This window comes from Bartonella sp. TT119HLJHH, assembly GCF_042193385.1.
Lineage (GTDB): Bacteria > Pseudomonadota > Alphaproteobacteria > Rhizobiales > Rhizobiaceae > Bartonella.
In genome coordinates this window covers 51,321-65,931 of sequence record NZ_JBHILS010000010.1, presented here as the reverse complement: position 1 = coordinate 65,931, position 14,611 = coordinate 51,321, and the positions used below count along the sequence as shown (strand labels likewise).

Genomic DNA, 14,611 nt, shown 5'->3' with positions numbered 1-14,611 from the left:
ACGTGAGTTTTCAATAACAGCTCGAACTTTGCTATGAAGAAGAGGGGCTTCTTATCCCTTTTCGGTGTCGGAGTACACGGCTTTATGCTCAAACGGATCGTCATAAATTAAAACAAATCCTGTGTGCTAAAAGAGTTAAATTTTTGTTGTCTGAAATATCTGATATGTTGACAATGGTTGGAAACCCACCTGATGATGAGAAAAAGCTTAAGAAATTAATTGCAAAAATTCATAAAAACGAGCTGATTTAAAGCAGGTGCAGCATGATGTTGATGATCTTCTACAGAATTTAGAACGAATTGAGGAGAGTTTTTTTGAGAGCTTAGCGGAGTTGGGAGTTAGTCATTGATTATAAAATTTATTTTGTCTTCTTTTAGACAATTTTCTTTCTCTTAAAAGAGATAGGTTATACTATCTCTAAGGGGAATGTTTAACACTGCGTGAAATGTGTCAGTCATTTAAAGAAATAGAGTGTTTGAAAAAGCTGCAAAGGTATTTTCGCAGTATATTATCCTTGATAAGAAAAAACTATTTTTCATAAAGAAAGTAAAAACAATGACAGTTTCTCCTATGAGTGTTTTTCAATCTATTTTGTCACGAAAGTCAATTCGCGCTTTTACTGATCAGCCAGTTCGTTTGGAAACAATCAAAGAAATCTTAAAACTTGCAGCACGAGCACCATCTGGAACAAATATTCAGCCATGGCAAGTGATTGTGCTTACAGGAAGTGTATTACAGAAAGTAGGGCAAGAGCTTTCACAACTTGTGCTTTCAGGTGTAAAAGGAGAGCGTGAATATAGTTATTATCCACGTCAGTGGCGTGAGCCTTATATTTCAAGGCGTCGAAAAGTTGGTTTGGATCTTTATCAGAGTCTTGGAATTCAAAAAGGAGATGAAGAAAAAATACTTCATCAAAAAGCGCGAAATTTTTTATTTTTTGATGCACCTGTAGGACTCTTGTTTACAATGGATCACGATATGGAAATGGGGAGTTGGCTTGATTTGGGTATGTTTATGCAGACCATTATGTTAGCAGCACGTGGATTTGGATTGGATACCTGCCCCCAAGCAGCTTTTGCTGATTATCATAAACAGATTCGTACGCTTTTATCTGTACCTTTTGATCGCCATATTATTTGCGGTATGGCACTTGGCTATCGCGATATGAATGCTCCAGAAAACAATTTTGAGACAGAACGAGAACCGTTAGAAAACTTTGTACGTTTCATTGAAGCATGTCCATAAACTATTTTATGTCATTAAGCATAGGCTTTGAAGAACTTGGTGCATTATGAAAAATATGCTGGGGAAGAATTTTTCATTTTTATTGAATTATGATGTTGCATATTAACACTTATTTTACTACGTTTGAAACATTAAGAGAGTGATGACTCTAGGGGCATTGTCCGTTTTGAAGGTTGGGCTAATGGAAAGCACTATAGAACGAGGGTGTTGGGTGGTAGCAAGACGAGCGACACTCGTGTTTATTGCTGTCATTTTTTTAGTTTATCTTACAATTTGATTTTAAAGAGGACAAACGTTATAGAAAGGCGTATGCTCAAGCTATACTAGAGTTTTGAGGTGGTGCGTGTTTTTATCTGTTTTTGAACTTTTTAAAATTGGTATTGGTCCTTCTAGCTCACATACGATGGGGCCAATGACAGCGGCTAATATGTTTTTGCAAAGGATACGAGATTTTTCTCAGTTATTTGATATTCAAGTTTCTCGTATACGTGTTTATCTTTATGGTTCTTTAGCTTTCACAGGTATTGGGCATGCGACAGATAGGGCTATCATATTAGGACTTTTAGGAGAAAAAGCTTCTACTGTTGATCCTGATAACATGGGCTTCTTGTTAGAAAAAGTTATACGTGAAAAAAGGGTACAACCAGAAGACCATCCCGTTTATCAGTTTGATGTGCAACGTGATCTTATTTTTGAACGAAAGGAAATCCTCCCTGGACATACGAATGGACTCGCATTTGAAGGGCTTGATACTGATGGGAATGTTCTTTTGCGGCAGATTTATTATTCTATTGGTGGTGGCTTTGTTGTAACTGAGGATGAATTAAGACACATGAATGGTAATATAGAACCAGGAGTGTCTGAGGTGCCATATCCATTTGATTCTGCTCGTACAATGTTAGCAATGGCAGAAAAATCAGGACTTTCAATTGCTGAAATGAAGCGCTTAAATGAAGAAACAAAGATAAAGCGTTCTTCTCTTGATGCAGGGCTTGATGAAATTTTTTCAGCTATGACAAATTGCATTGATAGAGGTCTTTCACAAGAGGGTGAGTTGCCTGGTGGGTTGCGTGTTCCAAGGCGTGCTAAAAGGCTACATGAAACGCTTTTGGAAAAACAAAAGAAAAATTACAATTATCCACTTTGGGCAAATGATTGGCTTTCGGTATATGCTATAGCAGTCAATGAGGAAAATGCAGCAGGTGGTCGTGTTGTTACAGCACCAACAAATGGAGCAGCCGGTGTCGTCCCAGCCGTTTTGCGTTATTATCTCCAGTTTAATGATGATTCAGATCGAGAGGGAATACATAATTTTCTATTAACGGCAGCAGCTATAGGCGGTGTTATCAAACATAATGCCTCTATTTCGGGTGCAGAAGTTGGATGTCAAGGTGAAGTTGGAACGGCATCTTCAATGGCCGCAGCAGGGTTGACCGCAGCGTTAGGTGGAACACCAGCTCAAATTGAAAATGCGGCAGAAATTGCGCTTGAACATCACTTGGGAATGACGTGTGATCCTGTTGCAGGTCTTGTACAAGTTCCTTGTATTGAGCGTAATGCAATGGGGGCTGTTAAAGCGGTAACCGCTTCTTCTCTTGCATTATATGGTAATGGAAATCACTTTGTTTCTCTTGATGCTTGTATAGAAACAATGCGCCAGACTGGTCATGATATGAGTGAACGCTATAAGGAAACAAGTAAAGGTGGACTCGCAGTTAATGCGATATCTTGTTAAGAGCTGGAACATTTTTTCAATCCATAACTGGATTATTTGGAGAGGAATCGTATTATTTTTCTGATAAGCTTGTGTTCTTTTGTTCCTTATAAATCAAAATTCAAATTTAATTCAGCAGCATACTTGAGATAAATTTAAGACAAGTTCAGTGCTTTCTTAACGAGTCATAGTATTTGCGTGCAAGGTTGGAGAAAGAGTATTACCTATATATGTTTGATTTGTCTCTGAAATGGAAAAGCAAGTCTACTTTGGAAAAAATAAACAAGCGTCAGGAAAAATTAATGATCAATTTGCCATTATTTTTTACTAGGTTTTATGAGAACTTTAAAAGCTTACATAGAAATATCTTTTAAGTAATGGAAGATTATATCTGAGTATCCAAGGAAAATTTGTTTTAAATCTAAATGATTATGATGAGGTACGAGAGAGTTTTAAAGATTTTAATTTTTTAGAAGTGAAGATCTTTTGGACATCTGGTATGATGAAAAAAAATATCTTGAAAAGAAACATCTCTTAATCTGAAATCTATTTCACAATGGTACATATAAATAGTATAATGTAAAGTCTCTATGAATGATATAAAATGCTATCGAGCATGAACATCTTTATTTATAAAGGGAGCAAAACGAGCACTATCATTCTTTTGTCAGCTCTCAATATTATAGACAAAAACTCTTGGGACTTAAGACTCTTTATAAAAGGCTTTTTTATGTTTTTTTCACCGATAGTATTTATATTTTAAAATTGCTTTGCGTATTGGAGTTCAAAAAGCTTAGGAAATTTGTACAGCGTTTATGTTGTAGGATGAATTGATGCGTTATTTAAGGGGAATTTTCTTTATTGAATTTTTACAATAATCTCTAAAGTGATAAGCTTTCATTTAATGAACCTATTCTCATTTTTTTATGGAAAAATATCAAGGATAATTTTTGATATTAAATCAAAATGTAAAAAATATTTGGTATTTTTTGTGTCCTAAAAAATGCTTTGATTGGAATCTTGAAGATCTCTAGGGATAGTTGAAAAAAACATCAGAACAATTCCTACAACTTAATAATGAAGTATGTCTATCAAAGAATTTTCTAAGGCTGTAGATAATGGTTAATAATAAAATAATTTTTTAGAGATCGTCTGTAGAATTAAATATTTGTTGCCCCTAGACGGATTTTAATAGGTACATTACCAGTTTGGCTCGCAACGCGTAAATGAATGCGTACAGGAGGCATTATGAGACGACGGTTGCGCATTGTTTGGCAAATGAGAAGATTAACAAGAGATTGTGTATCTAATGCAGTCGAATTATATTTTAAACCAGTAAGTTTTGCGGCAGCTTCGTGAAGAGAACGCAATGAAAGGAGGGATGATTGCTTCAATAAAACTTCTTTTTTATGGAATGAAGCAAAAGCATTATCTGTCATAATACTATCCTTAATGCAGAATTCAAAAACTTTTAGTAGGCTACAGTATAGCAGTTAAAATTTGCTTTCTTTAATGTAGAACAAGCATCAAATGCAGCTTTTTTTGATTGAAACCTTGTAAAGCGCGCTCGGTAATAACGCTGCCCATTTTTTTCAAACAGTTGCATATGTGAAGATGCGTGCTTTAAAATGGAAAAAGCTGTATTTTTTGCTTTTAAAAGTAGAGTTTTTGCTTGTTCTTCACTAGGAAGAGAACCAATTTGGATAGCCCATCCAGCATTTTCGGACAAAGAGGCTGTTACAATTTTATGAGTCTCAACCGGTGTAGTTTTTTGAGGGTTCGGTATTGGTATAATTACCTTATTTACAGCCGTTATTGCGATATTGGAGTTTTTAGGTTGTTCTGCAAATGCTGTCAACATAGTCGAAATTTCATCGTCAAAATTACTTGAATCATCTTTAATGGTTGGTATCGGAGTATTGGCACCAGTGGGTAAGTGATAACGTACAGAAGCTATTAAACGTTCACCACTTTTCATTTGGCTTGCTTGGGGCAAATATTGATTCAATAAGCTAGCCATATGTTCGTCACGTGCAGTAGATGATTTGCCTCCCATAACAACAGCGACAATAGAGCGCCCCTCAAGACGCATCGAAGTTGCTAAATTAGAACCTGACATTTGTGTGTATCCTGTTTTAATTCCATCGACACCTTTCATTATTTTTACGAGTTTATTGTGGCTGTTAATCGTATGTCCACGAAAATTAAAACTTTTTGTTTTGAACAATTTATATTGTTTTGGAAAATGTTTACGTAAAGCTAATGACAAAGTCGCTATATCTCGTGCTGTAGAATAATTGCGCACATCCGGAAGTCCTGAAGCATTTGCAAAATGTGTATGTTTCATGCCAAGTTTACGAGCTTTTGCTGTCATCATTTGAGCGAATTTTTTTTCACTACCTCCAAGATATTCTGCAATGGCAGCAGCAACATCATTTGCAGATCTTGTAATGAGTGCTTTAGCTGCTGCTTCAGCAGAAATTGTTTGGCCTGCTTTAAACCCAATTTTTGTCGGTGGACGCATTGCTGCATAATGAGAAACAGGAATTGGTGTGTTTGGTGTCACACGACGCATCTGCATAGCTTCAAAGAGGAGGTACAATGTCATCATTTTTGTTAAAGAAGCAGGATAACGTTTCAGTGTTGCATTGGCTTGAAATAGAGTTTTTCCCGTAGTAGCATCTATAACAATAGCCGCATACTTATCAGGATAGGCCCCTTGAGGCGTGGCTGATGCCCAACAGTAAGAAAAAGCTAACATAACAAAAGAAATTGCTATTGTTTTACAGTAGCGCATAATTTTTTGATAATTAATATACACTTGCAGTATCCTATTTCTCCATTTATCCTAAAAACTTCTATAAAGCTTCCTTTTCTGTAATTTGTTGATGTATTTTAGACGAATGGTATTACTAATTTGTTTACAGAAGTTATTTTATGAGCGAGTGATTGAAGTCTAACCATAGAGGGAAAATTTTTTTCTAATACAAATAGGTATTGCAATAGTTATGAAAGAATTTAAAATTAATAAAATAATGTGCAGCATGGAAAATGATAATGGAACAGACGCTTATAATAAACTCCATACCTCATATTATGCATAATGAAAAGGGCAAAAATTGGGATGAAGGTAGGCATGGTGCGGTTATAATACCTAAGGCTAGAGAAAAACTCGAAAAACCTAAATTATGTCGAGTTTTTTTGCTTAATGATGATTACACACCTATGGATTTTGTTGTTTTCGTTTTGAAGAACTTTTTTAAAAAAAGTTTCGAAGAGGCAACGCGGATAATGTTAAATGTTCATCACAATGGGATAGGAGAATGTGGAACTTATACTTATGAAGTCGCTGAAATGAAAATATTACAAGTGAGGGAATGTGCGCGTCAAAATGAACATCCGTTACAATGTGTAATGGAATGGAAGTGAGGAGCTATGCCATCTTTTACACCTAGTCTTGAAGAGGTTTTGCATCGTGCATTAACAATTGCCACTCAAGCACGGCATGAATATGCAACATTAGAGCATCTTCTCCTTGCGCTGTTAGATGATGCCGATGCAAATTCCGTTATTCAGGCTTGCCAAGTAGATGTGGAGGAATTACGAGAGCGTTTAACCAATTATCTTTGCTCAGAGTTAGATGAACAGATTAGAGCTGATGAAGATACAAAGCCTACAGCTTTTTTCCAGCGTGTTATCCAACGTGCGGTGATTCATGCACAATCAGCTGGAAAAGATGAAGTATCGGGAGCAAATGTTCTTGTTGCAATTTTTTCTGAACGTGAAAGCCATGCAGCATATTTTCTTCAAGAGATGGGAATGACACGCTATGATGCTGTACGTTTTATTTCACAGGGTGTCACGCGTGATGATGGATTATCCATGTTACTTGAAGGACTTGAAGAACAATTAGATCAGCAGATTTCGGATAATGGTGAAAGAGGAACAAGTGCTTTAACGAATTATTGTGTTGATCTCAATTGTAAAGCACGTAATGGAAAAATTGATTTATTAATTGGCCGTGAAATAGAAATTTCACGCATGATTCAGATTTTATGTCGAAGGTCAAAAAACAATCCGCTTTTGGTTGGTGATCCTGGAGTAGGGAAAACCGCTATAATTGAGGGACTGGCAAAGCGCATTGTTGATGGGCAAGTGCCTGAAGTTTTATCAAATGCAACAATATTTTCTCTTGATATGGGGGGACTTGTTGCAGGTACACGTTATCGCGGTGATTTTGAAGAACGCTTAAAGCAAGTTATTAAAGAGTTTGAGCTGTATCCAGATGCTATTTTATTTATTGATGAAATTCATACCTTAATTGGAGCAGGAGCGACATTAGGGGGAAATATGGATGCAGCAAATCTTTTGAAACCTGTATTATCTTCTGGAACTATGCGATGTATTGGTTCGACGACTTACAGAGAATATCGCAAATTCTTTGAACAAGATCGTGCTTTAGAGCGTCGTTTTCAGAAGATTGATATTAATGAACCTTCTGTTACAGATGCGATTAAGATTTTGCAGGGGATGAAGCCTTACTTTGAAGATTTTCATCAGATTAAATATACAGATCAGGCGATGAAGGCATCTGTAGAATTATCTTCACGTTATATAATTGACCGTAAGTTACCTGACAAAGCAATTGATATTATTGATGAAAGTGGCGCAGCGCAAAAGCTTTTGCCACAAAAACAACGCAAGAAGAGTATAGGTGTTAAAGAAATTGAAGCGACTGTTGCTACAATTGCAAGAATTCCACCAAAAACAGTTTCTCGGAATGATCAGAAGATACTGAGTAAGCTTGAAAGAGAACTCAAACATGTTGTTTATGGTCAAGATCAGGCAATATCCGTCTTAGTTTCATCCATAAAATTGGCGCGAGCAGGTTTACGCGAACCGGATAAACCAATAGGAAGTTATTTATTTTCAGGGCCAACAGGTGTAGGAAAAACTGAAGTTGCAAAGCAGCTTGCATCATCTTTAGGCATTGAATTATTGCGCTTTGATATGTCAGAATATATGGAACGACATACGGTAGCACGTTTAATCGGAGCTCCTCCAGGTTATATAGGGTTTGATCAAGGAGGTCTCCTTACAGATGCTGTTGATCAGAAACCTCACGCAGTTCTATTGCTAGATGAGATTGAGAAAGCGCATCCAGAGTTATTTAATATTTTATTGCAGGTAATGGATTATGGTAGATTAACAGACCATAATGGTAAGAAAATTGATTTCCGCAATGTTATTTTGATTATGACAACCAATGCTGGTGCTTCAGATATGGCAAAATCAGCTATTGGATTTGGGAAAGTGCATCGTGATGGTGAGGATATAGAAGCAATCAATCGGTTCTTTACACCAGAATTTCGTAATCGGTTAGATGCAATTATTCCATTTGCACCTTTATCTCATTTAATCATCAATCAGATAGTGCAAAAATTTATTTTTCAGCTTGAAGCACAATTAGCTGATCGGGGAATTTGTTTTGAATTAAGCCCTTCTGCAACTTTATGGCTTTCCAATAAAGGATATGATTCTCAGATGGGAGCACGCCCATTAGGGCGCGTTATACAAGAATATATTAAAAAGCCATTAGCTGATGAAATTTTATTTGGAAAGTTACGCAATGGTGGTACCGTTCGCGTATTGACACAAAAATCAAATGGCAAAAAAGAAAGCTTACACTTAGAAATTTCATCTTCCGATATATCTGTAAGTTCAAAGAAAAGTAAAATAGAAAATTTTACAAAAAAGCGTGTAGGAAAAAAAAGCACAACAACTTAAGAGTGTGTTATAAAGCTGCACGAATTTTTTTTGCATTCTCTTCAAGTATTTCTGAAGGCGTTATCATATCATTATGAGGGGTAAGCTCTATTCCCTCCATACGTGGTATAATATGAAAATGGAGGTGATAGACGGTTTGTTGACTAGCTGCTTCATTAAATTGCATGACAGTTATGCCATCTGCTTGAAAGGCTTTTTTGACAGCATTTGCAATTTTTTGAACAGCTTTAATAACAGGAAATAATGTTTCAGGATCTGCATCAAGTAAGTTTCTAGAGCCTTTTTTAGGAATGACCAGCGTATGACCAGGTGCCTGTGGCATGATATCCATAAATCCAATAACATCATCATCTTCGTAGACACGAATAGAAGGGATTTCATTGCGAATCAATTTAGCAAAAATATTGTTATTGTCATAAGCTTGTTTCATACAAATATTTCCTTTTATTGTAAGTTTAAGATTCTAATTTAAAAACGAAAGAATGCAAGGTTTATCAGAATGTAAGACAAAGAAGTATTTTGACTTCAGTTATATTTAGAATGGTGCACTGTCTTAATGAAGGTTTAGATTTCTATGATGGCTTCAACTTCTACAGGAACATCCATAGGAAGAGAAGCAACACCAATAGCAGAACGGGCGTGTTTTCCAATTTCACCAAGGATATTGACGAATAAATTAGAAGCTCCATTAGCAACAAAAGGAATATCGGTAAAATGAGAATCTACAGCCACAAAAACAGTAATTTTGACCACACGTTTTATTTTATTTAAGTCACCCAGAGTTGCCTTGAGTTGCGCGAGAATATTGAGAGCGCAAGCTTCGGATGCTTTTTGGGCTTGTTCGGTATTCACAGTTGCACCAACTTTACCAATGGCTATTGGTTTTCCATTAATAAGAGGGAGTTGTCCAGAAATAAAGAGTTGATTGCCACTTTGTGAAGTGGTGATGTAATTGGCAAGGGGGGAGATTACTTCAGGAAGAGTGATTCCGAATTTTTCTAAGTTTTTTTCAATCATATTGGTCATAATGTTAACTCCATAGCTGCTCTATAATATATTCATTGCATAATCTATTTTTTTATTTAAGAAAATGTGTGGTTAATTGAGAAATTAGCCTTTTTTGCCTTATTGTATGATGTTATGCAACGGGGATAAAGTTCGGAAGTTGGGAATGATTAGATCATTATTTATAATAATTTTATATAGTGTTTTTTTATGTACTGCGAGAGCTGAAGAGCCCATTTTTATTGTGCCTCATCGAGCAATTTATGATTTTCATCTCGATAGCGTTTCTCATGAAATGACAATTTCTGCGATGTCAGGGCGAATGGTTTACGAGCTTACTGGTTCGGCATGCCAAGGCTATAGCACACGTTTTCGTTTCATTAGCCGTGTTCACATTGAAGATATGCCAGTACGTTTGACGGATCAACAGACGACGAGTTATGAAACAGGAGATAGCCGTACATTTCGTTTTAATATTACAGATCAAGAGGGAGAAGAGGTTGTGCATCGTGCCGAGGGGGTTGCGGAGCGTACGCAAGATGGTATTACAGTTACCTTAAAAAAGCCAAAGGAAAAAGAGTATAAGCTTGCCATGGCTGAATTTCCAATGATGCAACTAAAAAATATTATCCGCCATGCAAAAGCAGGAGATCATTTTTACAATGTTACTGTATTTGATGGGACAAATAAAGCAGATAAAGTTATAAAAGAAAGTATCGTCATAGGGGAAAAGAAGACGCTTTTATCTGATAGCGAAACGGAAAAAGTAAGAAAATTGGATGAAGAAGAGTATTGGCCTGTTACAATTTCTTATTTTGATGATGGAGAAAATAAAGATGGTTTGCCGGTTTATCGTAGCAGTTTTCTCTTACATGAGAATGGTGTCATGCGTGATCTTCATATAGATTATGGAACTTTTTCAGTGCGTGCAAAATTGAACAGTCTCGAATTCTTGGAACTTGGAAAAGATCTTAATCAATGTGAAAATGCAAATATTAAATGATTAAAGAAAATAACTTGAAAAAGAATCAAATATTAGTATGTTTGCGCTATTCCACACGCGGAGTCTGGGTGTTTGCAAATGATCTGTGAGAAAATTCTAGCAAGCATCCGCCGGTAGCAGGTCTTCCTGCTTTTTCCGCGGAGGTTGAACCGGAAAGGATAATATTTATGGCACTACCCGATTTTACTATGCACCAGCTTTTAGAAGCCGGTGTGCATTTTGGTCACCAGACTCATCGCTGGAATCCCAAAATGACTCCCTATATTTATGGTCAGCGTAATAATATCCATATTATTGACCTTGCTCAGACCGTTCCGCTTTTACACCAAGCGCTTAAACTTGTTTCAGATACTGTAGCGCGTGGTGGTCGTATTCTCTTTGTTGGTACGAAACGGCAAGCATCTGACATTATCGCAGATGCGGCGAATCGTTCCGCCCAATATTACGTTAATGCACGTTGGCTTGGCGGTATGCTCACAAACTGGAAAACGATTTCCAATTCGATCCATCGTTTGCGGAAGCTTGATAAAATTCTTGCTGCTGAAGCGCAAGGCTTTACCAAAAAGGAACGTTTAAATCTTGAACGTGATCGTGAAAAGCTTAATCGTGCGCTTGGTGGTATTAAAGATATGGGTTCTGTTCCAGATCTTATCTTTGTTATCGATACGAATAAAGAAAATATTGCACTCCAAGAAGCAAAACGTTTAGGTATTCCAGTGATTGCTATTATTGATACCAATTGTGATCCTGATGACGTGACACATCCAATACCAGGGAACGACGATGCTTCACGTGCAATTTCTCTTTATTGCGATCTTTTTGCCCGTGCTGCTCTTGATGGTATTGCACGCCAGCAAGGAGCAATGGGTATCGATTTAGGAGCTCAAGTTGATGCACCTGTGGAACCTATTTTGGAAGAAAATGCAGTTTCAGAAGTTTCTGAATAATATAAAATGCCTAATTAAGGTACTTTTATTGTCTAAAGAAGAAGTTATAGGCGTGCAGAGGGATTTTGCACGCTTTCACTGTTACAAAATAAAGAGGCAAATATGAGCATTACTGCTGCACAAGTAAAAGAACTTCGAGAACTATCTGGCGCTGGCATGATGGACTGTAAAGCCGCTCTAGCAGAGACCAATGGAGATATGGAAGCTGCTGTTGATTGGCTTCGTAAAAAAGGAATAGCTAAAGCAGATAAAAAGGCTGGTCGTACAGCAGCTGAGGGATTAATCGGAGTCGTATCAAAAGATTCACATGCAGTTTTGATTGAGATTAATTCTGAAACAGATTTTGTTGCACGCAATGATGGATTCCAAGACATTGTGCGTAAAGTAGCAACTGCTGCCTTAGATACGCCAGGGGATGTTGAATCTGTTTCTGTTTCTCTTTATCCAGGCTCTGAGAAGACTGTAGAGCTTACAATTAAAGATGCAATTGGTACAATTGGCGAAAATATGACTTTTCGTCGTTCCGCTAAATTGTCTGTTGAGAATGGTGTTGTTGCGACTTATATACACAATAGTGTAGCTGATGGGCTTGGAAAACTTGGTGTTTTGGTTGCAATTGAAACGGCAGGAAATAAAGAAGCTGCTCTTGCTTTTGGACGGCAGGTCGCGATGCATATCGCCGCAACCAATCCATTAGCACTTACAGCACAAGATGTTGATGCTGCTGCTGTTGAACGTGAAAAAGCAATTTTTTCAGATCAAGCACGTCAGTCGGGAAAGCCTGAAAATATCATTGAAAAAATGGTAGAAGGACGTATGCGTAAGTTTTTTGAAGAGGTTGTTTTGCTTTCTCAAGCTTTTGTTATGAATCCTGATATGACTGTTGAAGCAGCTTTAAAAGACGCTGAGAAATCAATTGGTGCACCAGCAAAAATCACAGGCTTTATTCGTTTTGCGTTAGGTGAAGGTGTAGAAAAAGAGGAGTCTGATTTCGCTGCAGAGGTTGCGGCTGCTGCAAAGGGCTAGTTATTGCAAACTCTTGATCAGAGATTTAAAATGATATCGTTGGTTGTAGAATTTCTGATGAGAACAATATAATTGTTGAAAGGGCGTCACGTGAAAAAAGTGGTGCCCTTCGTGGTGTCAAAAGCGAAAATAAATGTGCTTTTGGGGAGATTATGAATGGCATTAGCACTTCCGTATAAACGTATACTTTTAAAGGCTTCTGGTGAAGCTCTTATGGGGGGGCAGAGTTTTGGTATTGATGTTTCTGTTGTAGACCGTATCGCAGCCGATATTGCAGAAGTGCGCACAATGGGGATAGAAGTTGCGGTTGTTATCGGAGGGGGAAATATTTTTCGTGGCGTTGCTGTTGCTTCACATGGTGGGGACCGAGTGACAGGTGATCATATGGGAATGCTTGCAACTGCTATTAACTCTTTAGCATTGCGAACATCTTTGACAAAATTAGGGGTTGAAACTGTTGTACTCTCTGCGATTGCTATGCCACAAATTTGTGAAAGTTTCTCGCAACGTAAAGCAATAGCTTATATGAATCAGGGAAAAGTCGTTATTTTTGCAGGCGGTACAGGAAATCCATTTTTTACCACTGATTCTGCTGCTACTTTACGTGCAGCTGAAATTGGTGCGGATGTCCTTCTTAAAGGAACACAAGTTGATGGTATTTATTCAGCAGATCCCAAAATAGACCCTACGGCTAAACGTTTTGACCAATTAACACATGTTGAAGTTTTGCAATGGGGATTATCTGTTATGGATTCAACGGCGGTCACTTTAGCACGTGAGAACAATGTCCCGATTATTGTGTATTCCATTCATGAAAAAGGTGGTTTGGCTAAGGTCTTGAATGGAACAGGACGCTTTACAATAGTATCGGAATAAGGGTAAGCTTCAAAGGACAATTGAAGGAGACAGAAATATGAATGTTACATCAATTATGGATGATCTGAAACGTCGCATGGATGGTGCCATTACGGCTTTTAAACATGAGTTAGGTGGTTTGCGGACTGGACGTGCATCGGCCAGTTTATTAGAACCGTTGACTGTTGAATCTTATGGTTCTGTTGTGCATATAAATCAGGTTGCTAATATTTCTGTTCCCGAACCTCGGATGCTTTCGGTTTCTGTATGGGATAAGACGATGGTCGGAGCTGTAGAGCGCGCTATTCGCGATTCTGGTCTTGGTTTAAATCCCATAACTGATGGTACGAATCTACGTATTCCTTTGCCTGAGTTGAACGAAGAGCGCCGTAAAGAACTTGTAAAAATTGCGCATCACTATGCAGAGCAAGCGCGTGTTGCTACACGTCATGTTCGTCGGGATGGTATGGACAATTTGAAAAAGTTAGAAAAAGATGGTGAAATTGGACAAGATGAAGCCCATAGTTTATCTGAAAAAGTTCAAAAACTCACGGATGAAACTATTGCTGATATTGATAAAATTTTAGCCGTAAAAGAATCTGAAATTATGCACGTTTAAGACGATTTTGTCGCTAGAAAAAAGGATGTTATACTCCCAGCCTGTAAATTATTTCTAGGGATAATAGGAGGGGGTGCTCTGTGATAGCAAGGTGTGATGCAGGAAAGTGTTTTATCATTTTGATATGGGAGAGATTGATTTGAAAGTGCAGATGTTTTAATTTTTTTATCTGCGTGATAAATCATGCCCTTTACTGAAGGACACTATTTAACAGCATAGTGTGGGCTTTTAGTTGAGTTCGTCTTTGTTAAACTGCATAATATAAAGTATTATTAGAAATTATTCAAAGATTCTAAAATAAAGGTTGCGGAAAGAATATAACGCAAAAAAATACGCCTAATATTTCTCATTATAAAACATGTGGGTATAATCGATCGAGCAGATGTTGTGTGGCGTAATTTGTTTTTTAA

The 14,611-nt window shown here is 37.3% G+C and carries 13 protein-coding genes; 9 read left to right on the top strand and 4 right to left on the bottom strand.

The annotated features are described in order from the left end of the window. The first annotated feature begins 555 nt into the window (after positions 1 to 555). Positions 556 to 1,245 carry a nitroreductase gene (locus ACFIJL_RS06650; protein WP_375623682.1) on the top strand — a complete coding sequence of 230 codons (690 nt, stop codon included), beginning with the start codon at positions 556 to 558 and terminating at the stop codon, positions 1,243 to 1,245. 343 nt (positions 1,246 to 1,588) lie between these two features. Further along, a complete protein-coding gene (locus ACFIJL_RS06645) occupies positions 1,589 to 2,980 on the top strand; it encodes an L-serine ammonia-lyase (RefSeq protein WP_375623673.1) in 1,392 nt (463 codons plus the stop codon). A gap of 1,139 nt (positions 2,981 to 4,119) precedes the next feature. Here ACFIJL_RS06645 and ACFIJL_RS06640 read toward each other — a convergent pair. Next, the gene (locus ACFIJL_RS06640) at positions 4,120 to 4,398 is read right to left on the bottom strand and encodes a hypothetical protein (protein WP_375623671.1); all 279 of its coding nucleotides are present in this window, start codon (positions 4,396 to 4,398) and stop codon (positions 4,120 to 4,122) included. Positions 4,399 to 4,430: 32 nt separating this feature from the next. Then, on the bottom strand, positions 4,431 to 5,780 hold the full coding sequence (locus tag ACFIJL_RS06635; protein ID WP_375623669.1) for a D-alanyl-D-alanine carboxypeptidase: 1,350 nt from the start codon (positions 5,778 to 5,780) through the stop codon (positions 4,431 to 4,433). Positions 5,781 to 6,016: 236 nt separating this feature from the next. Here ACFIJL_RS06635 and clpS point away from each other — a divergent pair, with 236 nt between their 5' ends. Together clpS and clpA are read left to right on the top strand one after the other, a co-directional pair. After that, complete coding sequence (gene clpS, locus ACFIJL_RS06630) at positions 6,017 to 6,388, top strand: ATP-dependent Clp protease adapter ClpS (protein ID WP_375623667.1); 372 nt, start codon at positions 6,017 to 6,019, stop codon at positions 6,386 to 6,388. 6 nt (positions 6,389 to 6,394) lie between these two features. After that, positions 6,395 to 8,746, top strand: coding sequence for an ATP-dependent Clp protease ATP-binding subunit ClpA (clpA, locus tag ACFIJL_RS06625; RefSeq protein WP_375623665.1), 2,352 nt, complete (start codon positions 6,395 to 6,397; stop codon positions 8,744 to 8,746). 7 nt (positions 8,747 to 8,753) lie between these two features. On the opposite strand, the gene ACFIJL_RS06620 is transcribed toward clpA, so the two are convergent. Next, positions 8,754 to 9,176, bottom strand: coding sequence for an HIT family protein (locus ACFIJL_RS06620; protein WP_375623663.1), 423 nt, complete (start codon positions 9,174 to 9,176; stop codon positions 8,754 to 8,756). 134 nt (positions 9,177 to 9,310) lie between these two features. Continuing rightward, a complete protein-coding gene (locus tag ACFIJL_RS06615; RefSeq protein WP_375607219.1) occupies positions 9,311 to 9,772 on the bottom strand; it encodes a RidA family protein in 462 nt (153 codons plus the stop codon). 145 nt (positions 9,773 to 9,917) lie between these two features. Here ACFIJL_RS06615 and ACFIJL_RS06610 point away from each other — a divergent pair, with 145 nt between their 5' ends. The 5 genes from ACFIJL_RS06610 (at position 9,918) to frr (ending at position 14,201) form a co-directional block, all read left to right on the top strand. Further along, positions 9,918 to 10,754, top strand: a complete 837-nt coding sequence (locus tag ACFIJL_RS06610; protein WP_375623661.1) for a cell envelope integrity EipB family protein — start codon at positions 9,918 to 9,920, stop codon at positions 10,752 to 10,754. A 167-nt stretch (positions 10,755 to 10,921) separates the two neighbouring features. Continuing rightward, a complete protein-coding gene (gene rpsB, locus ACFIJL_RS06605) occupies positions 10,922 to 11,701 on the top strand; it encodes a 30S ribosomal protein S2 (RefSeq protein WP_273788135.1) in 780 nt (259 codons plus the stop codon). A 102-nt stretch (positions 11,702 to 11,803) separates the two neighbouring features. After that, positions 11,804 to 12,727: a translation elongation factor Ts gene (gene tsf / locus ACFIJL_RS06600; RefSeq protein ID WP_375623659.1), complete on the top strand. Its 924-nt coding sequence runs from the start codon at positions 11,804 to 11,806 to the stop codon at positions 12,725 to 12,727. Positions 12,728 to 12,883: 156 nt separating this feature from the next. After that, positions 12,884 to 13,603 (top strand): UMP kinase, encoded by a 720-nt coding sequence (pyrH, locus tag ACFIJL_RS06595; protein ID WP_012755043.1) that lies wholly within the window; start codon positions 12,884 to 12,886, stop codon positions 13,601 to 13,603. A 37-nt stretch (positions 13,604 to 13,640) separates the two neighbouring features. Beyond that, positions 13,641 to 14,201, top strand: a complete 561-nt coding sequence (gene frr / locus ACFIJL_RS06590; protein WP_012755044.1) for a ribosome recycling factor — start codon at positions 13,641 to 13,643, stop codon at positions 14,199 to 14,201. Positions 14,202 to 14,611: the final 410 nt, after the last annotated feature.